Source organism: Caulobacter sp. S45 (assembly GCF_009765965.1).
GTDB lineage: Bacteria > Pseudomonadota > Alphaproteobacteria > Caulobacterales > Caulobacteraceae > CAHJWH01.
The window spans coordinates 25644-46380 of the sequence record NZ_LMUL01000010.1; the positions used below are offsets into that span (position 1 = coordinate 25644).

A 20737-nucleotide genomic window follows, 5' to 3' on the forward strand; every position below is an offset into this window, starting at 1 on the left:
TATGCGTGAGTTTCTCCTGTTGGGCGTCAGCCTGGCCGCCCTATGCGCCACCCCGGTTCTGGCCCAGGTCGCCAAGGCCAACGCCGCCGCCGTCGCCACACTGGCCCCGGACGTGCGGGCCTTGCTGGCGGAGTGGACCGGCCCCTACGGCGGCGTCCCGGCCTTCGACAAGGTCAAGGTCTCAGCCTTCGAACCGGCGCTGGACGAGGCCATCCGTGAGAACCTGGCCGAGGTCGACGCCATCGCCGACAATCCCGCGCCGCCCACCTTCGACAACACCATCGCCGCCCAGGAGCGGGCCGGCAAGGCGCTCAACCGGGTGATGACGATCTACGGCGTGTGGAGCTCCACCGAGAACAACGCCGACTTCCAGGCGGTGCAGACCCGCATGGACCCCAAGATCGCCGCCGCCCAGGACAAGATCAGCCAGAATCCCAAGCTGTTCGCCCGCGTGGACGCGATCTACAAGGCGCGCGACACCCTCGGCCTGAGCGCCGAACAGAAGCAGCTCGTCTGGATCTACTGGGTGGGCATGGTCAAGAACGGCGCCCAGCTCACGCCGGAGGCCAAGGCCCGCGTCACCGCCATCAACCAGGAGCTGGCCGGGCTCTACGCCCAGTTCAGCCAGAACCTGCTGGCCGACGAGGACGGCTATGTCCTGTATCTGAAGGCTGGCGACCTGGCGGGCCTGCCGCAGTCGCTGCGCGAGAGCGCCGCCCAGACCGCCGAGGCCAAGGGCCACAAGGGCGAGTGGGGCATCCAGAACACCCGCTCCTCGATGGACCCGTTCCTGACCTATTCCGACCGGCGCGACCTGCGCGAGAAGGTCTGGCGCACCTTCTACGCCCGCGGCGACAACCGGGACGCCCACGACAACACCCTCAAGGTCATCCCGCGCATCCTCCAGCTCCGCGCCGAGAAGGCCAAGCTGATGGGCTTCTCCAACTACGCCGCCTGGAAGCTGCAGGATGAGATGGCGAAAACACCCGATGCTGCGATGGCGCTGATGCTGCGGGTGTGGCCCGCCGCGACGGCGCGCGTGCACCAGGAGGTGGCCGACATGCAGGCGGTCGCCGACCAGGAGCACGCCAACATCAAGATCGCGCCCTGGGACTATCGCTACTACGCCGAGAAGGTCCGCAAGGCGAAGTACGACGTCGACATGAACCAGGTGAAGCCCTACCTGCAGCTCGACAACATCCGCCGCGCCATGTTCTGGACCGCCGGCAAGATGTATGGCTTCACCTTCACCAAGGTCGACGGCCTGCCGGTCTACGACGCCGACATGGTGACCTACGAGGTCAAGGACCGGGCCGGCAAGCACGTCGGCTTCTGGTACTTCGATCCCTATGCCCGCGCCGGCAAGAACTCCGGGGCCTGGATGAGCGACTACCGGCCCCAGCAGAAGCTGGACAGCGCCATCCCCGCGATCGTGTCCAACAACACCAACTTCGTGAAGCCGCCGCCGGGCAAGCCGGTGCTGATCTCGTGGGACGATGCGGTGACCATGTTCCACGAGTTCGGCCACGCCCTGCACGGGTTGAACTCCAACGTCACCTATCCGTCCCTGGCCAGCCCCAGCCAGGCCCAGGACTTTGTGGAGTTCCCCTCTCAGCTGAACGAGAACTGGCTGCCGACCCGCGAGGTGCTGGAGCAGTTCGCCGTCAACGCCGAGGGCCAGCCGATCCCGCCGGCGCTGGTGGGCAAGCTGCTGGCCAGCCAGAAGTTCAACACCGGCTTCGAAGTCACCGAGTACCTGTCGGCGGCGATCATCGATATGAAACTGCACACCGCGCCCCAGGGGCCGGGCGTTCCGCCGATCGACCCGGACGCCTTCGAGAAGGCGGAACTGGCCAAGCTGGACATGCCGTCGGAGATGGTGATGCGGCACCGCACGCCGCAGTTCCAGCACATCTTCGCCGGCGACGGCTATGCAGCCGGCTACTACAGCTACCTGTGGGCCGAGGTGCTGGATCACGACGCGTTCGAGGCGTTCCTGGAGGCTGGCGGGCCCTACGATCCCAAGATGGCCCAGCGTCTGCACGACGACATCATGCAGGTGGGCTACTCGGTCGACCCGGCGGTGGCGTTCCGCAACTTCCGCGGCCGCGACCCCAAGGTGGACGCCTATCTGCGCGCCAAGGGCTTCCCGGTCGAGGCGGCCGGGACAGCGGCGGCTGGCGGCCAATAGCTGAACGCAAAAGCCCCAGCCGGTTCGCACCGGCTGGGGCTCATGATCGACGTCGAACGGCGGCTAGATCAGCAGCCGTCGTTGTTCCAGTGGTAGCGGCTCTGCTGCGCATCCCACACCCAACGGCCGCAGGCGGCGCCGGTCTGAGGACCATTGCCGGCCTGGGGCGCGTAGCCCGACGGCGGGGCGTAGCCGCCCTGGGGCGCCGCGCTGGGCGGCGGCGGAGCGCCGTAATTTTGCGCCCAGGGATCGGCGTAGCCGGGGCCGGCCGGCGGATCGTAGGCGCCGTCATAGCCGCCATACCCGTAGTAGCCGCTATAGATCGAGCCCGGATAGTAGCCGTACCAGGGCGAGTACAGGTCGTAGGCGTAGAGCGCGCCTAGCCCGAGGCCGAACCCGTAGTAGGGCCAGAAGCCATAGCCGTAACCGAAGCCGCGACCGCCACGGAACCCGCCGCCACGGAACCCGCCACCGCGGAAACCCCCGCCGCCATGGAACCCACCACCGCCACCGCCGTGGAAACCTCCGCCGCGCTGCGCGGACGCGACAGCAGGCGCCGCCACAACAGCGGCGCAGGCGAACAATGCAAGAACCTTACGCATGACGACCTCCGAGTTAGGAAAAACATAGGAGGCCTTTCCTGAACCCAAGCTGAACCGTTGTGAGCTTCTTGCGCAGCCGTCAACCATCGCCATGATGCCGGCTCCAGAATGATGGAGTCCCTCTTTGCGCCGTCTCGTGTTGTTGCTCGCCCTGTTCGGTTCCGTTTCGGGAGCGGCGTTCGCCCAGGAGGAGCCGCAGCCGCAGCCCACTCCGCTTCCATCGCCCGTCGCCGAGCCGCGCGACATCGCCTATCCGGGCGTGATCCAACTGTCGGTCGACGCCACCGATCTGCAGCGCAAGATCTACCAGGTGCACGAGACTATCCCGGTCGCGGGGCCCGGACCGATGGTGCTGCTCTATCCGAAGTGGCTACCCGGCAACCATTCCCCGAGCGGCCCGCTGGACCAACTCGGCGGCCTGACGATCATGGGCGGCGGCAAGCGGATCGAATGGACGCGCGATCCGGTCGACGTCTACGCCTTCCACATCGACGTACCCCCGGGCGTGAGCACGCTGGAGCTGAGCTTCCAGGACATGACCCCGACGGAAATGCGGGTCGGACGGGTCGCTGTGACCCCCGACATCCTGAACGTGGAGTGGAACGCCACCACCCTGTATCCAGCCGGCTATTTCTCCCGCCAGATCAATGTCGCCACCACCTTGAAGCTGCCCGAGGGCTGGCGCTTCGGCACGGCGCTGGAGCCGGCCTCCACCCAGGGCGACACCACCACCTTCAAGACCGTGCCCTTCAACACCCTGGTCGACTCGCCGTTGCTGGCCGGACGCTATTTCAAGCGCATCGATCTTGATCCCAACGGGCCGGTTCCGGTGCACCTGGACGTGGCGGCGGACCGGGCGGACCTGCTCGAGGCGACGCCGGAGCAGATCCAGGCGCACGTGAACCTGGTGAGCCAGGCCTACAAGCTGTTCGGCTCGCACCACTACGACCACTACGACTTCCTGCTGTGGCTCAGCGACGACATGGGCGGCGAGGGGCTTGAGCATCACCGCTCCAGCGAGGACGGCACCGAGGCCGGCTACTTCGCCGACTGGAAGAACACCGTCTCCGGTCGCGACCTGCTGGCCCACGAGTACACCCACTCCTGGAACGGCAAGTTCCGCCGTGGGGCGGACCTGTGGACGGCCAGCTTCAACGTCCCGATGCGCGACAGCCTGCTGTGGGTCTACGAGGGCCAGACCCAGTACTGGGGCTTCATCCTGGCGGCCCGCGCCGGGCTGTGGACCAAGTCCGAGGCGCTGGACGCCATCGCCGCCACCGCCGCCACCTATGATCACCGCGTCGGGCGGGCCTGGCGCGCGCTGGAGGACACCACCAACGACCCGATCATCTCCCGTCGCCACCCGACGTCATGGCGCAGCTGGCAGCGCAGCGAGGACTACTATTCCGAAGGCCAGCTGGTCTGGTTCGACGTCGACACCCTGATCCGCGAGCGCACCGGCGGGAAGAAGTCGCTGGACGACTTCGCCAAGGGTTTCTTCGGCGTGCGCAACGGCAGCTTCGTCACCGACACCTACACCTTCGAGGACGTGGTCAAGGCGCTGAACGAGGTCACGCCCTACGACTGGACCAGCTTCCTGCGCACCCGGCTCGACGGGCACGCGGCGTCCGCCCCGTTGGACGGGATAACCCGTGGCGGCTACCGGCTGGTCTATGACGACGTGCAGTCCAGCTACTTCGCGTCCAACGAGCGCAAGCGCAAATCCACCGACCTGCTGTACTCGCTGGGGATGATGCTGGATCACGACGGCAAGCTGACCGAGGTGCTGTGGGACGGGCCGGCGTTCAAGGCGGGGCTGATCACCGGCGCCCAGGTCGTGGCCGTGAACGGTGCGACCTACGACGCCGCCAAGCTGAAGGACGCGGTCAAGCTCGCCAAGGGGACGACCGCCCCGATAGAGCTGCTGGTCAAGGCCGACAACCGCTACCGCACCGTCAGCATCGACTACCACGCAGGCCTGAAATACCCGCACCTGGAGCGGATCACGGGCACGCCCGCGCGGCTGGACGAAATCCTGGCGGCGCGGAAGTAGGGAAGTCTCCTTCTCCCCTTGTGGGAGAAGGAAGGGGCCCCGCGTCGACAGACGCGTGGGAAGGTTGAGGGGTCGACGAGCGCTTATCGCCCGATCGCAGCAAGACCCCTCACCCTCCCAGCCGAGGCTGGGCCCCTCCCTCTCCCGCAAGGGGAGAGGGGGCGGCGTGTCACCCCACCCCGAGAATCCAGCCCTCTTCGCGCTCGACCCGCTCGACCAGTTCGGGATCGGCGTCCTTGGGCGCGGCGAAGGCGGGGCCGAGGCGGCCTTGCTCGTCCAGGCGGGCGAAATGCTCGCACAGGGCGCGGACCTGGGCGCGGTCGTTCACCTCGCCGGGCTCGGCCTTGACCTCGACCATGGCCGGATAGATTTCGGCGATCACCGCCTCGCGCCCATCGAGGTCGGCCGGCGTCAGCTCGCGCCAGCCGCTCTGGAACGGCCACAGCAGCGCCTTGTCGCCCAGCTCGTCGGCCAGCCGCTTCACCGCCGGGACGCCGACAAGCGTCTGGCCGCCGACCGCGCCGTTGCCGAACACCTGCCACACGCTCTTGGCCCCCGCGCGCCCGGCGCCCTGGGTCGCCTGCTCGGCGCGTCGCAGCACGGGCAGGGCGAAGTCCGCCGGAGGGATGGTCTTGGTGGAGGACAGCCAGGTCTGGGCGTCGCGCGCGGGCGCGCCCCAGAACGGCCAGGGCTGCTCGGTCATCAGCCGGTTCATCTTGGCGGCGACGGCGAAGCGGTTGTTGGTGTTGTCGGGCTTGTCCACCACGTTGGCCGCCAGGAAGGCCCACATGGCCGCATAGTCATGGGTCTTCAGCTTCAGCATCTCGGCCGTACCGGCGGGATAGCCCAGCGAGAAGTCGAAGCCGATCAGGGCGGTGTCGTTGCGTCGGCGCAGATCGGTAAGGATCGCGCGCAGCTGCGCTTCGGCCGCGTGACGGGTCGGCGGATTGAACGCCTCGAAGGTGGGACGGAAGCGGATGTCGCGCTTGGTCACCCCGATCCAGATGGAGTCCTTGCCGGTCTTGGCGGTGGTGGCCGCGCTCCAGTCCACCATGACGTAGGAATTGAACAGGCGGGGCACGGGGAGCGTCCTTGAACGGGTGACGAGCGCTCTCTTAGCCGCCCCTGCGGCGACAATGAAGGGCGCGCGCGCAGGCAGGGCAGGTGATCGTCGCGCGCGGGCGGGTTATAGGCTGCGCCAACAGCCCCCACCGTGCGCATGTCGAGCGACGCGGCGGGCGGTTCGGAGGTCAAGGGCGAGATGGATCAACTCAAGGCCGGCGTCGTGGGCGCGGGCGTGTTCGGCGGTTTCCACGCCCGTAAATACGCCGAGCTGGAAGGCGTGGCGTTCGTCGGCGTGTTCGATCCCCACCAGGATCGCGCCCAGACATTGGCCGAGACCTGGGGCGGCCAGGCCTTCCCCACGCTCGAAGCCCTGCTCGACGCCTGCCACGTGGTCACGATCGCCAGCCCGGCGGAGACCCACGCCGTCACCGCTTCCCGCGCCCTGGATCGCGGCCGCCACGTCTATGTGGAGAAGCCGCTGGCGGTGAACGAACGCTCCGGCCAGGCCCTGGTCGAGAAGGCTGAGGACGTGCGCCTGGTGTTGGCGTGCGGTCATCAGGAGCGCGTGATGTTCGAGGCCATGGGCCTGTTGAACACCCCCGAGACGCCGATCCGACTGGAATCCGTGCGTCGCGGCCTGCCCAGTCCGCGCAGTCGCGACGTCTCCTGCGTGCTGGACCTGATGATCCACGATCTCGACCTGGCGGTGCGGCTGGCCGAGTCGGGGGTGATGGAATACGGGGCGCTGGAGGTGCGGGCCGAGGGCGTGTTCGACGAGGTCCGGGCCGAGGCGACCTTCCGCAGCGGACTGAAGGCGGTGTTCAGCGCGTCGCGCATCGCCGACAAGCGCGAGCGGACCATGCGGCTGGTCTATCCCTCGGGCGAGGTGGAGATCGACTTTCTCGCGCCGTCGTTCCGCAACACCACCTCGTTCGCTCTCAACCCCGATTTCGCTTCGACGCCCGCCGGCCGCGATCCGTTGGGGACCAGCGTCTCGGCCTTCCTAGCTACGGTGCGGGGCGAGCGTCCCCGGCCGGTTGTGGACGGGATCGAGGGGCTGGAGGCCCTGCGCCTGGCGCTGATGGTGGAAGAAGCGGCGGGCCTTCGCTGAGTTCTTCTCCTCCCCGGCGAAGCGGGGGAGGAGAATAGAACGACCTACCTCGCCTTCAGCACCCGTGCGGCGCCGATCAGGGCCAGGTGGGGGTGGGTCACGACATAGGTGGGGATCGCGGTCAGGTAGGGCGACAGCCGCCCTTTGGCCTCGAACGCGCGTCGGAAGCCGCCACGGTTCAGCACCTCGATGAGCTGCGGCGCGATCCCGCCGGCCAGATAGACGCCGCCCTGGGCGCCGTAACTGAGGGCGAAGTCGCCGGCCACCGATCCGAAGATCGAGCAGAACCGCTCCACCGCATGGCGGGGCAGGTCCTCGCCGGCCAGGGCCTGGGCGGTGATCTGGGCGGGGGTGGCGTGGGGGGCGTCGGCCCCGACGATGTCGGCCATGGCCCGGTAGATGTTGAGCAGGCCGGGGCCGGACAACAGGCGCTCGATCGAGACGCGGTCGAACTGCACGGCCAGCCGGCGCAGGATCTCCACCTCCAGCTCGTCCACGGGCGCGAAGCTGGCGTGGCCGCCTTCGCCCGCCGTCACCAGCTCCTCGGATTTGCGCCGGGTCAGCGCCGAGACCCCGAAGCCCGTGCCCGCACCCATCACCGCCAGGGTATGGCCCGGCGGCGGAGCCGGCGTAGCGCCGATCGGGCGCAGGTCGCTCGCGGTTAGGTCTGGGATGCCGAACGCCAGCGCCTCGTAGTCGTTGATCACCCGCGCCCGCTCAAAGCCTGTCTCCCGCAGAGCCTCCTCCGATACGCGCCAGGGCAGGTTGGTGAAGGCGGCGACGCCGTCCGTCACCGGGCCCGCCACCGCCACGCATACCGCGTCGGGTCTTTTCGACGAGCCCATGTCGTCGAGATAGGCCGAGATCGCCGCCTGCAAGGAAGGGTGGTCGCAGCAGTTGTAGGTCCTGGGCGCCTGGGGCCGGGCCCCTACGTCCGCCAGCTCCACGATGGCGAAGCGGGCGTTCGTCCCGCCGATGTCGCCGACCAGCGCCGTGTCCAAGGTTTAAGCCTCCGAAACGGCCGGTCAGGCCTCGATCAGGTCTTCCGTTCGGCAATGGCCGGCGGCCCGCGTCGTTCCCGGCATAGCCAGGATCGCGCCTGATAGCTTGCTATGATAACGCTGTCATCTAAGTTTAGTTTGAACGCCCGCGCGTCCTCGTTGGATATAGGCCCATGCTGCATCCTGTCCCCGCCTCCACCCGCGCCAAGTCACGTCATGCGTCCGAGGGGCTGGTGATTTTCGGGGGGACGGGGGACCTGGCGCTGCGGATGCTGTTCCCCTCGCTCTATTTCCTGGAAGACGAGGGGCTGCTGCCGCCGGACCTGCGGATCATCGGCACGGCGCGCTCGGACCTCGAGGACGCGGCCTTCGCCGCCCAGGTCAAGAGCGCGGTGCAGACCCGCGCCGGCGACGACTTCTCCGACGAGACCTGGGCCCGGTTCGCGCCCCGCCTGCGCTATGCGGCGGTGGACGTGCAGGACGCGGCCGCCTTCTCGCGCCTGGGCGAGGTGCTGGAGGCTCGGCGGGCGATCTTCTATCTGTCCACCTCGCCGGCCCTGTTCGGCGCGGTGTGCCAGAACCTCCAGGTCGCGGGTCTGGTGCGCGACGACAGCCGCGTGGTGGTCGAAAAGCCGATCGGGCGGGACCTGAAGAGCTGCCAGGCGATCAACGACACCCTGGCCTCGATCTTCACCGAGGACCGCATCTTCCGGGTCGACCACTACCTGGGCAAGGAGGCGGTGCAGAACCTGTTGGCGCTGCGCTTCGCCAACACCCTGTTCGAGCCGCTGTGGAACAAGGCCAGCATCGACCACGTGCAGATCACCGTGGCCGAGACGGTCGGGGTCGAGGGGCGCTGGAGCTATTACGACGACTACGGCGCGCTGCGCGACATGGTGCAGAACCACCTGCTGCAGCTGCTGAGCCTGGTGGCGATGGAGCCGCCGGCCAGCCTGGACCCCGACTCGGTGCGCAACGAGAAGATCAAGGTGCTGCAGTCGCTGCGCCCGATCACGGGCCGCGACGTGGAGCGCAACACCGCGCGCGGCCAGTATATCGCAGGCGTCGCGGACGGCCGCTCGGCGCCCGGTTACGCCGACGAGTCCGGCGGGGACTCGAGCGAGACCGAGACCTTCGTCGCCCTGCTGGCGCACGTGGACAACTGGCGCTGGGCCGGCACGCCCTTCTACCTGCGCACCGGCAAGCGCCTGCCGGCCCGCAGCTCGGAGATCGTGATCCAGTTCCGCGAGGTGCCGCACTCCATCTTTGGCGGCGTGGACCTGATGGCCAACCGGCTGACCATCCGCCTCCAGCCGGAGGAGGAGATCTCGCTGGCGCTGATGAACAAGACGCCGAGCCTGGAGCACAACGGCATGACCCTGAAGCCGCTGTCGCTGAACCTCAGCCTCAGCCACGCCTTCAAGGACGAACGCCCGCGCCGCATCGCCTACGAGCGGCTGCTGCTGGAGGTGCTGCACGACAACCAGACCCTGTTCGTGCGCCGCGACGAGCAGGAGACCGCCTGGCGCTGGATCGACGCCATCCGCCACGGCTGGGACCACAAGTCGACCAAGCCCTCGCCCTATCCGGCGGGCACCTGGGGTCCGTCGAGCGCCTTCGCCCTGATCGAGCGGCACGCCCACAGCTGGTGCGAATAGGGGGTCACATGTCCATCCCGCTGAACCCCGTCGTCGCCGAAGTCACCGACCGCATCCGCGAGCGTTCCCGCGAGCACCGCGCCGACTACCTGGCGCGCATGGCCGCCGCCCACGACAAGGGGCGCGGTAGCCGGCTGCTGTCGTGCGGCAACCTAGCCCACGCCTTCGCCGCCTCGCCCCTGTTGGACAAGAAGCTGCTGAAGGCCGGGCAGTCGGTGAACATCGGCGTGGTCAACGCCTACAACGACATGCTCTCCGCCCACCAGCCGCTGGGCGCCTATCCCGACCTGATCAAGGCCGCCGCGCGCGAGGAGATGTGCACCGCCCAGGTCGCCGGCGGCGTGCCGGCCATGTGCGACGGCGTCACCCAGGGCCAGCCGGGCATGGAGCTGTCGCTGTTCTCGCGCGAAGTGATCGCCCTCTCCACCGCCGTCTCTCTGTCGCACAACATCTTCGACGCCGCCCTGTGCCTGGGCGTGTGCGACAAGATCGTGCCGGGTCTGTTCATCGGCGCCCTGTCGTTCGGCCACCTGCCGGTGCTGTTCGTGCCCGCCGGTCCGATGGAATCGGGCATCCCCAACAAGCAGAAGGCCAAGGTGCGCGAAGAGTACGCCGCCGGCCTAGTCGGGCGCGAAGCCCTGCTGGAGAGTGAGGCGGCCTCCTATCACGCGGCGGGCACCTGCACCTTCTACGGCACCGCCAACTCCAACCAGATGCTGATGGAGCTAATGGGCGTGCACCTGCCGGGCACGGCCTTCGTCAATCCCGATACGCCGCTGCGCACCGCCTTGACCCGCGAGGCCGCCAAGCGGGCCATAGCCCTGGCGCGGTCGGGCGAGGCGCCCATGTGCCGGGTGATCGACGAGCGGGCCGTGGTCAACGGCCTGATCGGGCTGATGGCCACCGGCGGATCGACCAACCACACCCTGCACATGGTCGCCATGGCGCGGGCGGCGGGGATCGTGATCACCTGGGAGGACTTCGACCAGATCTCGCGCGCGACGCCGCTGCTGGCGCGGGTCTATCCCAACGGCTCAGCCGATGTGAACCACTTCCAGGCGGCGGGCGGCATGGCCTTCCTCACCCGCGAACTGCTGGACGCCGGCCTGCTGCACGAGGACGTGACCACGGTGGCGGGCACGCTGCGCGCCTATACCCAGGAGCCGGGGCTGGACGGGGATACACTGGTCTGGCGCGACGCGCCGGCGACCTCGCTCGACCTGGACATCCTGCGCCCCGCCTCCAATCCGTTCGACCACGAGGGCGGGCTGCGGGTGCTGGAGGGCAATATCGGCCGCTCGGTGATCAAGATCTCCGCCGTCGCGCCAGAGCACCGGGTGGTCGAGGCGCCCGCGCGGGTGTTCCATGACCAGGACGATTTCCTGGCCGCCTTCAAGCGCGGCGAGCTCGACCAGGACATGGTCGTGGTGGTGCGCTTCCAAGGCCCGCAGGCGAACGGGATGCCCGAGCTGCACAGCCTGACCCCGGCGCTGTGCCTGCTGCAGGATCGCGGACGCAAGGTGGCGCTGATCACCGACGGGCGCATGTCCGGCGCCTCGGGCAAGGTCCCCGCCGCCATCCACCTGACCCCCGAGGCCGCCGACGGCGGACCGATCGCCCGCATCCGCGATGGCGACATCATTCGTTTGGACGCCACGGCCGGCACGCTGGAGGTGAAGGCCGAGGGCTTCGCCGCGCGCGAGGTCGAGCGCTTCGTCCAGCCCCAGTCCGGCCTCGGCCGCGAACTATTCGCGCCGTTCCGCCAGCTCGCCGCCCCGGCCGAGCTGGGCGCCGGCCTGTTCTTCCAAGAGACCCTCTGATGAGCACGATCGCCGCCGAATACGTCATGCGGATCAGCCCGGTGATCCCGGTGCTGACCGTCCCCGACGTGGCCCACGCCGCCCCGCTGGCCTCGGCCCTGGTGGCGGGCGGGCTGCGAGTGCTGGAGGTGACGCTGCGCACCCCCGACGCCTTGCAGGTGGTGCGCGAGATGGCCGCCGCCTGTCCCGATGCGGTGATCGGCGCCGGCACGGTGCTGAACGCCGACGCGCTGAAGCGGGCGGTGGATGCGGGGGCCAGGTTCATCGTCAGCCCCGGCCTGACTAAGGCGGTCGCCCGCGCGGCGGAGGCGGCGGGCGTGCCCCTGCTGGCCGGGGTGGCGACCGCGACCGACATCATGCGCGGCCTCGACCTGGGCCTGACGCGGTTCAAGTTCTTCCCGGCCGAAACCTCGGGCGGCGCGCCGGCCATCGCTGCCTTTGCGGGCCCGTTCGGCGAGGTCGCCTTCTGCCCGACCGGCGGCGTCACCCTGGACAACGCGCCGCGCTATCTGGGGATGAAGAACGTGCTCTGCGTGGGCGGTAGCTGGATTTGCTCAAAGGATGCGGTGGAAGCTGGCGACTGGGCCCGGATCACCGCCCTTTCCAAGGGCGCGGCGGCGCTGGCGCGCGCGGCGGCGGGATAGCGGCGGTGTAGCCCCTCTCCCCTTGCGGGAGAGGGAGGGGCTCAGCCTTGCTGGGAGGGTGAGGGGGCGACGGACGTTCGCCGTTGATATCGCAGCAAGACCCCTCAACCTTCCCACGCGTCTATCGACACGCGGGCCCCTTCCTTCTCCCGCAAGGGGACAAGGCGGTCGAGGCTTCATGGCGCTGCGCATGACCGATTTTTTAGGAAGCCAGCGTCGTCGGCGCGTCCTACTGTGTCGTCAAAATTCAATGGATCGGACATGCATAGACGCGATCTCCTCCTAGGTTCAGCGGGCGCCCTGGCGTTCGTGGCGCTCTCCCGCGCTGAGGCGCAGCCGGCGACCAGTTCCGCCTCGGCCCAGCTCAAGGCCCTGTTCGACCAGTTCATGGCCGAGGACCTGGACCACTCCCCCGAGACCGTCACCAGCCTGGGCCTCGACAAGGGCGCGCGCGCCGCCCAGAAGTTCAAGCTGGACGACGGCTCCCTGGCGGCGACCGCCGACGCCAAGCGCCGCAACGCCGAACAGCTCCGCAAGCTCATGGCGATCGACCGCGGTGCGCTGAGCGGCCAGGACGTGGTCGACTACGACAGCGTCCTCTACGTCACCGACATCCAGGACCAGGCCAACCGGGCGTTCAATTACGGCGGCGGTGGTTCGGGCGCGCCTTACGTGGTCAGCCAGCTCACCGGCGCCTACCAGAGCGTGCCGGACTTCCTGGACAGCCAGCACACCGTCGAGACCAAGGCCGACGTCGACGCCTACCTCTCGCGCCTGGAGGGCTTCGCCGTCGCCGTGGACCAGGACAGCGAGCAGGTCCGCCATGACATCGGCCTGGGCGTGTTCCCGCCCGACTTCATCCTCGACAAGACCCTGATCCAGCTCAAGGCCCTGCGCGACGCCACCCCGGACAAGTCCAACCTGGTGCAGTCGCTGGTCCGCCGCGCCAAGGACAAGCACATCCCCGGCGACTACGCCGACGTGGCCGCCCGCATCTATACCGGTAAGGTGCAGCCGGCGCTGGACCGCCAGATCGCCATGATGTCAGACCTGCGCGGCCATGCGGTGCATGACGCCGGGATCGCCCGCCTGCCCCAGGGCGAGGCCTATTACCGCCTGTCGCTGCAGAACTGGACCACCACCGACGGCGACCCGGCCGATATCCACAAGACCGGCCTGGAGCTGGTGGCGGACTACAGCGCCCAGATCGACGCCATCCTCAAGTCGCGCGGCATGAGCCAGGGCACGGTGGGCGAGCGTCTGCGCGCCCTCTACGACGACCCGCAGTATCGCTATCCGAACACCGACGAGGGCAAGGTCAAGCTGATCGCCGACCTCAACGTCAAGGTGAGCGAGGTCCAGGCCAAGCTGCCCCAGTGGTTCAAGACCCTGCCCAAGGCCAAGCTGGACATCCGTCGCGTGCCCAAGGCCACCGAGGCCGGCGCGCCGGGCGGCTATTACCAGAACGGGTCGCTGGATGGCTCGCGGCCGGGCGCCTACTACATCAACCTGCGCGACACCGCCGAGACGCCGAGCTGGGTGCTGCCCACGCTGACCTTCCACGAGGGCATTCCGGGCCACCATCTCCAGCTGTCGCTGGCGCAGGAAGCCACCCTGCCCACGATCCGCAAGATCCAGTTCTTCTCCGGCTACGGCGAAGGCTGGGCGCTCTACGCCGAGAACCTGGCGGTCGAGATGGGGATGTACGCGGACGACCCTCTCGGCCACGTCGGTCAGCTCCACGACGCCATGTTCCGGGCGGTGCGCCTGGTGGTCGACACCGGCCTGCATTCGCAGGGCTGGAGCCGCGAGAAGGCGATCCGCTATGCCGTGGACGCGCTGGGCGACCAGGACGCCACCCTGACCACCGAGGTGGAGCGCTACTGCGTGTGGCCGGGCCAGGCGTGCAGCTACATGCTGGGCAAGCTGGAGTGGCTGCGCCTGCGCCAGAAGGCCAAGGACGCGATGGGCGACCGGTTCGACATCCACACCTTCCACGACGCGGGCCTGCTGTCGGGCGCCATGCCGCTGGCGGTGCTGGACCGGCGGATCGAGACCTACATCCAGCAGGGCTGACGTCGCTTACTGGGCGGGATCGGGTGCGGCGGTTTCCAACTCGGGAGCCGTCGCGCGCGGCCATTTGCCGATCATGATGCGCTCCATCTTGTAGCCCATCTCGGCGCGCTGCTGGTTGTAGTTACCCATATCGCCGGTGGCGTAGAGTGAATACAGGAACGCCCAGTCGCGCTTGGTCAGGTCTCTGTAATAGGGGCGTCCCGCCGCGCGATCGGCGAATATCGACAGCACGCTCGGCGCGTCGCCGACGTTGGGAACGGTCTTGATCCGGGCGAGGGTCACCATGCTGATGTAGGAGCCGACCGCTTCCATCGGCAGGCCCTTCAGCTGAGCGCCGTCGACGATGACCAGCGCGAAGCTGAAGTTGTCGCGGAGCCCCTTCAGGCTGGCCATTGGGTCATAAAGGTGCACCACGCCGCCCAGGCTGGTCTGGTTGGCGCTGCCCACATCCAGGCTGGCCGACGTCGATCCCGCGCCCGGATCGTCGGAGCTGTAGGGCTCCGCCTGCATCCACCAGCGCACGGGTTCCTTGGAGGTGAGGAAGGCCTCGATCTTGTTGCGATCCGGCAGCCAGGTGTGGCCCTCCATGTCGATATCGTCGAACATCAGCGACGCCTTGCGCCGGAACTTCAGCGCCAGCGCGTCGGGCTTGTCGCTGAAGGCCACGACGAGGTTGGGTTGGCACTTGCCCGACGCCTTCTGGATGCCGAGGCGACCGGCGGTGTCCAGGATGCGGCGTTCGACATAGGCCGCCTGCGTGGCCTCCAGGCCGGCGACCCGCAAGCAGATGGAGCCGGACCAGACCGCCAACTCACCATGTTGGGAGGGCTGGGCGATGTCGTCGATATAGGCGTTCATCGACTTCTGCCGAGGCCGCGTCACGGTGATGCCGGGGACGGTGACGTTGACGCCCGGCCTGGACGGCGTGTCTTGAATGCGGGCGGACGCGGGATGGGTTGTCGCCAGGAGGTCTAGCAGAGCGGCCCCGAACCCCAAGACACCCGAACGTCGCCAACGCATCGGCTCATCCTCCGGTAGATAGACGTCGTAAGACTATGCCTGCGCGTCGTCTCCGGCAAATGACGAAGTCTTGCAGCTCAGACGCGAAGACGCCAGGCTCGCAATCCCGCGAGGGCCGCCCTAGTTGGCGCGCTTGGCGGCGATGGAGATGTTCACCTGCACCTTGAGCGCCACGGTGTCGCCGCCCTTGAACTGGCCCTGGCCGACGCCGAATACGCTGCGGTCGATGGGCAGCGAGCCGGTCATCTTCGCGGTGGGGCCGTTGATAGCCAGGGTGAAGGGCAGGCTGACCGGGCGAGTGACGTTGCGGATGGTCAGGTCGCCCTGGGCCACATAACGGCCGGGGCCGGCGGCGACGATCTTGTGGCTGACGAAGGTCGCGCGGGGGAAGGCTTTGACCGAGAACCAGTCGGCGGTGGGCATGGCCTCGTCGCGGGACTGGTCGCCGGTCTTGGCCGAGGCGGTGTCGATCACGGCGGTCACGTGGGAGGCGGCCAGGTTGGCGGGATCGAAGGCGATCTGAGCGTCCCAGCGGCCGAAGCCGCCGTTGAACGCCTGGCCGCTCATGGCGCCGGTGAAGCCCAGGCGCGAGGCGGCCTTGTCGACGCTCCAGGTCGGGACGGGGGCGGCGACGGCGGGCAGGGCGACGAGCGCCAGGCTGGCGGCGGCCATGGGGACGGTCAGGGTGGCGGCGAGAAGGTGGGAACGCATGATCAGGACTCCGATGTGAGAGGCGCGCGACGGGCGAGCGGCAGCATGCGGCCGAGCACGGGATCGCGATCCAGGAACTGATGTTTGACCACGGCGCCGAGATGCAGCGCCAACAGTCCGAGCGAGCCCCAGGCCAGGACCACATGGGTCAGGTCGAAGGCGTGGTTCACGCTGGCCTTGGGTCCGGCGGCGAGGTCGTGGACGCCGGGGAAATGGGGCCAGGGGATGGTGTGGTACAGCAGGGTAGGGATGTTCAGCGGGCTGGTGGACACCACGATCCAGCCGCTGAGCGGCATGCCGATCATGATTACGTAGAAGCCCCAGTGCACGGCGTGGGCGGCGGCCTTCTCCCAGGGCTTCAGGGTCGAGGGTTGCGGCGGGGGCGGGTTCATCAGCCGCCAGGCGAGGCGCGCCAGGCTGAAGACCAGGATGGTGATCCCGACCGACTTGTGCAGCTGGAAGATGTTGAACTTCGCCAAGCCGTTCACGAAGCCCATGCGGAAGCCGAGGTACAGGTTGGTCACGATCAGGGCGGCGATCAGCCAGTGCAGCAGGATCGCGACCGTCGAATAGCGTGTGTGGGCCATGTTCGATTCTCTACATGGAAAAGGCCCGACGCGGAAAACGCCGGGCCTTCGCGTCCCTTAGGAGGCCTTCTTGTGGAAGGCCGCATTGATGGTCAGGTGCACCTCGTCGCTGACCAGCGGCACGTACTTGGTCACGCCGAACTCGGCGCGCTTGATCTCGCCCGAGACCTCGAAGCCGGCGGTGTAGCTTTTGTCGAGCGGGTTCATGCCGGCCCCGATGAAGCGGGCCTTCAGCACCACCGGGCGGGTGACGCCGTGCAGGGTCAGCTCGCCCGCCACATTGGCGGTGGACGGGCCGGTCTGGGTGATCTTGGTCGAGTGGAAGGTCATGGCCGGATACTTGGTGGCGTCGAGCCAGTCGCCGCTGCGCAGTTCGTCGTTGAGCGTGGTGTTGGTGGTGGTCACGGTCTCGACCGGGACGCTGACGTTGAGTTCGGTGGCCGCCAGGGTCTTGGGATCGAGCTTCAGTTCGCCGGTGGCCTTGGAGAACACGCCGGAAAAGTTGCTGAAGCCGAGGTGGGAAACGGTGAACATCACCTGGGTATGGTTGCCTTCGACGACGTAGGCTCCGCCCTGGACGGCGGCGGGGTTGGGGTTGGCGGGGCTCTGGGCCTGGGCGGCGGCGCCCAGCAGCAGGCTGGCGGCGAAGGCCAGCGGCATCATGATCTTGGTCATGGAAGGTCCTGTCTCGGTCGGTTCGCGGATTGCGAGGAAAAGGGGCCGCGGCGCCTCGCGGGCGCCGCCGGGTTTCAAAGGATCAGCCGAACAGCTTGGTGGCGATCTCGGCCACGTGCTTGCCCTGGAAGCGGGCGCCGGCCAGTTCGCTCTCGCTGGGTTGGCGCGAGCCGTCGCCGTCGGCCATGGTGGTCGCGCCATAGGGTGAGCCGCCCTTGACGACGTCCACGCCCATCTGCCCGCCGAAGCTGTAGGGCAGGCCGACGACCACGAAGCCGAAGTGCAGCATGTTGGTGATCATGGAGAACAGGGTGGTCTCCTGGCCGCCGTGCTGGCTGGCGGTGGAGGTGAAGGCCGAGCCGACCTTGCCGTTCAGCACGCCGCGCATCCACAGGCCGCCGGCCTGGTCGAGGAAGGCCGCCATCTGCGAGCTGATCCGCCCGAAGCGGGTGCCCGTGCCCAGGATGATGGCGTCGTAGTGCTCGAGGTCGGCGATGGTCGCGACCGGGGCGGCCTGGTCGAGCTTGAAGTGGGCGGCCTTGGCGACTTCGAGCGGGGCGGTCTCGGGGACGCGCTTGATGTCGACCTGGGCGCCGGCTTCCCGCGCGCCGGCGGCGATCGCCTCGGCCATCGTCTCGATGTGGCCGTAGCTGGAGTAGTAGAGCACGAGAACCTTGGCCATCTGGGCCTCCTGATTTTGCGGTTCGAGGGGGAGTGGTTGAAGAAAAGTGCAGCCCCGGACGCATGGTCCGGGGCTGCGTTGGTCAGGCTGCGTCGACGAGAACAAGCTCCGCGTCGTCGATCGCGGTCACAGTCAGCACCGCTTCCTCGCGGATCGCGGCGCCGTCGCGGGTGTTCAGCCGCACGCCGTTGACCTCGACCGAGCCCTTGGCTGGCACGAGATAACCGCGACGGTCGGCCCCGAGGGCGTATTCAGTGGTCTCGCCGGCCTTCAGCGTGGCGCCCAGCACCCGCGCGTCGGTGCGGATGGGCAGGACGTCCTTGTCTTCGGGGAAGCCGCTGGCCAGGGGCACGAACCGGCCCGACCGCTCGCCCTTGGGGAAGGGACGCGCACCCCAGCAGGGCGGACCGCCGCGCTGGGTCGGCTCGATCCAGATCTGGAACAGGCGCGTGGTGTCCTTCTCCAGGTTGTACTCGGAGTGGCGGATGCCGGTGCCGGCGCTCATCACCTGGACGTCGCCGGCCTCGGTGCGGCCGGTGTTGCCCAGGCTGTCCTGGTGGGTGATCGCCCCCTCGCGGACATAGGTGATGATCTCCATGTCGGAGTGGGGATGGGGTGGGAAGCCTGTGCCGGGGGCGATGGCGTCGTCGTTCCACACCCGAAGCTGGCCCCAGTCCATCCGCTGGGGATCGTAGAAGTTGGCGAACGAGAAGTGGTGCTTGGCGTCGAGCCAGCCGTGATTGGCGCCGCCGAGGCGCTCGAAGGGTCGGCGTTCGATCATGATCGATCTCCTAACCGGGGAGGGACGCCAGGGTGGCGTCCCGTTCGAGGAGGAAGATGGGCGCTTGCCCTTCGCAAGAAAATAGAAATGATGGAAATCTACTGTTGCCGGAGTTTGCATGTCGCGCTTGCCGGATTTCGAAGCCTGGGCCGTGTTCGCCAAGGTGGCCGAGACGGGATCGTTCGCCCGCGCCGCCGAGGAACTGGGCCTGTCCAAGCCGACGGTGTCCAAGGCGTTGGGTCGCCTGGAGGAGCGGCTGGGCACGGCGTTGTTCCATCGCACCTCGCGTCGCCTGTCGCTGACCGGCAGCGGCCGCGCCTCGCTGGAGCGGGCCTCGCGCATCCTGGACGACGGGGAGGCGGTGGAGGCGGAAGCCGCCGCCCAGTCCTCAACCCCGCGCGGTCTCGTGCGCATGGCTGCGCCGATGTCCTTCGGCATCGAGCACCTGGGTCCCGTCCTGCCCGCCTTCTTCGCCCTGTATCCTCAGGTCTCGCTCGAGATCAGCCTCAGCGACCAGCGGGTGGACCTGGTGACCGAGGGGTTCGACCTGGCGCTGCGGATCGGGCAGCTCAACGATTCCAGCCTGCTGGCGCGGCGCCTTTGCGCGGTGCGGATATTGATGGTCGGCGCGCCGGCCTATTTCGAGCGGCATGGGCGGCCGAGCCATCCGCGCGACTTGGCCGGTCACGTCGGGTTTGGCTACACCTATGGTTCCAGCGCCGACGCCTGGCGGTTCCATCACCCGCTCGAGGGGGACTACAGCATCGCCGTGCCCCAGATCCTCAAGACCAACAACGCCGACGTGCTGCGCGCCTCGCTGCTGGCGGGGCTGGCGATCGCGTTCCAGCCGGAGTTCCTGGTCTGGCGCGAACTGGAGGATGGGCGGCTGGACTCGGTGCTGGAAGACTGGATGCCCCAGGGCCACGCCATCCACATTGTCACCCCGCCCAGCCCGCTGCGTCCGGCCAGGGTCCAGGTCCTGATCGATTTCCTGGCCAGCCGCTTTTCGAACGCTCCGCCCTGGGCGGCGGGGAGCGATTGCGAGAAGGTCGGATTTCGTGACTGACAACCGGGCAGGTTCATCCATGTCGACGTCCGCGCCGCCGCTTACGAGCAAGGTCGAAACCGCCATCCGCCTGGGCGTCGACTTCGGCGGCACCAAGATCGCGGCGGCGACGCTGGATGGCGGCGGGCGGGTGCTGGAGACGCGGCGGGTCGACAATCCGGGCGGCTATGACGCCGCCGTCGCCGCCGTGCGCGATCTGGCCGACGCCCTGTCTCCGCCAGGCACGCCCATCGGCCTCGGTGGACCGGGATCGCCGTCGCCCGTCACCGGGCTGATCCGCAACGCCAACAGCACCTGGCTGAACGGACGCAACTTCGGCGCGGACCTGGAGGCGGCGACCGGCCGGCCCGTGCGGTTGGCCAACGACGCCAACTGCTTCGCCCTGTCCGAGGCGACGGACGGGGCGGCGGCGGGCGCGAAGGTGGTGTTCGGCGTCATCATCGGCACCGGCGTCGGCGGCGGGATCGTGGTCGACGGGAAGCTGGTCGCGGGGGCGGGCGGGGTGGCCGCCGAATGGGGCCATATCCCCCTGCCGTGGATGCAGCCCGATGAGTATCCGGGACCTCGGTGCTGGTGCGGCCTGCACGGCTGCATGGAGACCTGGGCCTCGGGTCCGGCGCTGGAGCGCGACTACGGTCAGGGCGTCCGCGCGCCGGAGATCGTGGCGCGGGCCCGGTCCGGCGAAGCCGACGCCCGTGCGGCCCTGACCCGCTACGTCTCGCGCCTGGGACGCGGGTTGGCGGTGATCTGCAACGTGCTGGACCCCGACGTGATCGTGCTCGGCGGCGGCATGTCCAATGTCGAGGAGCTGTACGCGGAACTGCCCGCCGCGATCGCGCCCTTCCTGTTCACCGACCAGCCCGAGACGCGCGTGGTGCGCAACCGGCACGGGGATGCTTCCGGCGTGCGGGGCGCCGCCTGGCTGTGGTGAGGATCGCGGCTCCGCTGGAAACCCGCCGCCGCTCCGGCTAGAGCATGGTCATCCGGGTTGGGA

General features: G+C 68.5%; 18 protein-coding genes. 9 read left to right on the plus strand and 9 right to left on the minus strand.

Going from position 1 to position 20737, the window contains the following annotated elements; all coding sequences use genetic code 11:
- Position 1 precedes the first annotated feature (1 nt).
- Positions 2 to 2191 (plus strand): M3 family metallopeptidase, encoded by a 2190-nt coding sequence (locus tag GSQ87_RS04590; protein WP_158913698.1) that lies wholly within the window; start codon positions 2 to 4, stop codon positions 2189 to 2191.
- A gap of 68 nt (positions 2192 to 2259) precedes the next feature.
- Here GSQ87_RS04590 and GSQ87_RS22410 read toward each other — a convergent pair whose 3' ends face one another.
- On the minus strand, positions 2260 to 2793 hold the full coding sequence (locus GSQ87_RS22410) for a hypothetical protein (protein ID WP_216839005.1): 534 nt from the start codon (positions 2791 to 2793) through the stop codon (positions 2260 to 2262).
- Between the two features lie 124 nt (positions 2794 to 2917).
- Between GSQ87_RS22410 and GSQ87_RS04600 the strand changes: the two genes are divergently transcribed.
- The gene (locus GSQ87_RS04600; RefSeq protein ID WP_158913701.1) at positions 2918 to 4846 is read left to right on the plus strand and encodes a M61 family metallopeptidase; all 1929 of its coding nucleotides are present in this window, start codon (positions 2918 to 2920) and stop codon (positions 4844 to 4846) included.
- 169 nt (positions 4847 to 5015) lie between these two features.
- Here GSQ87_RS04600 and GSQ87_RS04605 read toward each other — a convergent pair whose 3' ends face one another.
- Complete coding sequence (locus GSQ87_RS04605) at positions 5016 to 5927, minus strand: cobalamin biosynthesis protein CbiG (protein ID WP_158913704.1); 912 nt, start codon at positions 5925 to 5927, stop codon at positions 5016 to 5018.
- Positions 5928 to 6065: 138 nt separating this feature from the next.
- Between GSQ87_RS04605 and GSQ87_RS04610 the strand changes: the two genes are divergently transcribed.
- Positions 6066 to 7022 (plus strand): Gfo/Idh/MocA family protein, encoded by a 957-nt coding sequence (locus GSQ87_RS04610; protein ID WP_254062758.1) that lies wholly within the window; start codon positions 6066 to 6068, stop codon positions 7020 to 7022.
- A gap of 44 nt (positions 7023 to 7066) precedes the next feature.
- On the opposite strand, the gene glk is transcribed toward GSQ87_RS04610, so the two are convergent.
- Entirely contained in the window at positions 7067 to 8023 is a 957-nt protein-coding gene (gene glk, locus GSQ87_RS04615; protein WP_158913706.1) for a glucokinase, read from the minus strand.
- 173 nt (positions 8024 to 8196) lie between these two features.
- On the opposite strand from glk, the gene zwf reads away from it, so the two are divergent.
- The 4 genes from zwf to GSQ87_RS04635 all read left to right on the plus strand — a co-directional run bounded on the left by zwf (position 8197) and on the right by GSQ87_RS04635 (position 14221).
- Positions 8197 to 9681 carry a glucose-6-phosphate dehydrogenase gene (gene zwf, locus GSQ87_RS04620; RefSeq protein WP_158913709.1) on the plus strand — a complete coding sequence of 495 codons (1485 nt, stop codon included), beginning with the start codon at positions 8197 to 8199 and terminating at the stop codon, positions 9679 to 9681.
- A 14-nt stretch (positions 9682 to 9695) separates the two neighbouring features.
- Complete coding sequence (gene edd / locus GSQ87_RS04625; RefSeq protein WP_158914400.1) at positions 9696 to 11501, plus strand: phosphogluconate dehydratase; 1806 nt, start codon at positions 9696 to 9698, stop codon at positions 11499 to 11501.
- Positions 11501 to 12145: a bifunctional 4-hydroxy-2-oxoglutarate aldolase/2-dehydro-3-deoxy-phosphogluconate aldolase gene (gene eda, locus GSQ87_RS04630; RefSeq protein ID WP_158913711.1), complete on the plus strand. Its 645-nt coding sequence runs from the start codon at positions 11501 to 11503 to the stop codon at positions 12143 to 12145. Before edd ends, eda begins: the two co-directional genes overlap by 1 nt.
- Positions 12146 to 12406: 261 nt before the next feature.
- The gene (locus tag GSQ87_RS04635) at positions 12407 to 14221 is read left to right on the plus strand and encodes a DUF885 family protein (protein WP_174241401.1); all 1815 of its coding nucleotides are present in this window, start codon (positions 12407 to 12409) and stop codon (positions 14219 to 14221) included.
- A gap of 6 nt (positions 14222 to 14227) precedes the next feature.
- Here the strand turns inward: GSQ87_RS04635 and GSQ87_RS04640 are convergent, their stop codons facing one another.
- From GSQ87_RS04640 to GSQ87_RS04665, 6 genes are all read right to left on the minus strand, one after another.
- Positions 14228 to 15241, minus strand: coding sequence for a hypothetical protein (locus GSQ87_RS04640; protein ID WP_158913714.1), 1014 nt, complete (start codon positions 15239 to 15241; stop codon positions 14228 to 14230).
- 120 nt (positions 15242 to 15361) lie between these two features.
- A complete protein-coding gene (locus GSQ87_RS04645; protein ID WP_216839007.1) occupies positions 15362 to 15952 on the minus strand; it encodes a YceI family protein in 591 nt (196 codons plus the stop codon).
- Between the two features lie 2 nt (positions 15953 to 15954).
- Complete coding sequence (locus tag GSQ87_RS04650; protein ID WP_158913716.1) at positions 15955 to 16539, minus strand: cytochrome b; 585 nt, start codon at positions 16537 to 16539, stop codon at positions 15955 to 15957.
- Between the two features lie 57 nt (positions 16540 to 16596).
- Positions 16597 to 17214 carry a YceI family protein gene (locus GSQ87_RS04655; RefSeq protein WP_158913719.1) on the minus strand — a complete coding sequence of 206 codons (618 nt, stop codon included), beginning with the start codon at positions 17212 to 17214 and terminating at the stop codon, positions 16597 to 16599.
- A gap of 82 nt (positions 17215 to 17296) precedes the next feature.
- Complete coding sequence (gene wrbA / locus GSQ87_RS04660) at positions 17297 to 17896, minus strand: NAD(P)H:quinone oxidoreductase (RefSeq protein WP_158913721.1); 600 nt, start codon at positions 17894 to 17896, stop codon at positions 17297 to 17299.
- 82 nt (positions 17897 to 17978) lie between these two features.
- Positions 17979 to 18677: a pirin family protein gene (locus tag GSQ87_RS04665; RefSeq protein ID WP_158913724.1), complete on the minus strand. Its 699-nt coding sequence runs from the start codon at positions 18675 to 18677 to the stop codon at positions 17979 to 17981.
- A gap of 118 nt (positions 18678 to 18795) precedes the next feature.
- Here GSQ87_RS04665 and GSQ87_RS04670 point away from each other — a divergent pair, with 118 nt between their 5' ends.
- Together GSQ87_RS04670 and GSQ87_RS04675 are read left to right on the plus strand one after the other, a co-directional pair.
- The gene (locus GSQ87_RS04670) at positions 18796 to 19743 is read left to right on the plus strand and encodes a LysR family transcriptional regulator (protein WP_158913726.1); all 948 of its coding nucleotides are present in this window, start codon (positions 18796 to 18798) and stop codon (positions 19741 to 19743) included.
- Between the two features lie 19 nt (positions 19744 to 19762).
- Positions 19763 to 20674: an ROK family protein gene (locus GSQ87_RS04675; RefSeq protein ID WP_158913728.1), complete on the plus strand. Its 912-nt coding sequence runs from the start codon at positions 19763 to 19765 to the stop codon at positions 20672 to 20674.
- Positions 20675 to 20737: the final 63 nt, after the last annotated feature.